This window comes from Brevundimonas sp. UBA4553 (assembly GCF_002387245.1).
Lineage (GTDB): Bacteria > Pseudomonadota > Alphaproteobacteria > Caulobacterales > Caulobacteraceae > Brevundimonas.
In genome coordinates this window covers 49,894-50,426 of sequence record NZ_DGLD01000022.1, presented here as the reverse complement: position 1 = coordinate 50,426, position 533 = coordinate 49,894, and the positions used below count along the sequence as shown (strand labels likewise).

The 533-nt window shown below is 64.2% G+C and carries 1 pseudogene; it reads left to right on the top strand.

Going from position 1 to position 533, the window contains the following annotated elements:
- Positions 1 to 533: pseudogene (locus tag B4A39_RS16175) on the top strand (RNA polymerase sigma factor RpoD); the annotation flags it as partial.

The following is a 533-nucleotide window of genomic DNA, read 5'->3' as shown; positions in this document are numbered from 1 at the left end:
GCGCGACGGCGTCATGGAAGTGCTGGACGCGATCGCATCCGACTTCAGCGGCTTCCGCAAGCTGCAGGACAAGCTGGTCGAGGCGCGCCTGAAGGGCGAGGTCCTCAGCGCCAAGGACCACAAGGCCTATGAGACGCTGACCAAGACGATCTCGGATCGTCTGAAGACGATGAAGCTGAACAACAACCGCATCGAGGCCCTGGTTGAGCAGCTCTACGCCATCAACAAGCGTCTGATCGGTCTGGAAGGGCGTCTGCTGCGTCTGGCCGACAGCTACGGCATCTCGCGTCCCGAGTTCCTGAAGTCCTACTTCGGCTCCGAGCTGGACCCGAACTGGGCCGAGCGCGTCAAGGAGATGGGCGTGCGCTGGACCAAGTTCAGCGAGAACGAAGCCAGCCAGATCGCCCAGATCCGCGGCGACGTGGCCGCCGTGGCGACCGAGGCCGGCCTGCCGATCGACGACTATCGCCGCATCGTCCAGACGGTCCAGAAGGGCGAGCGCGAGGCCCGTCAGGCCAAGAAGGAAATGGTCG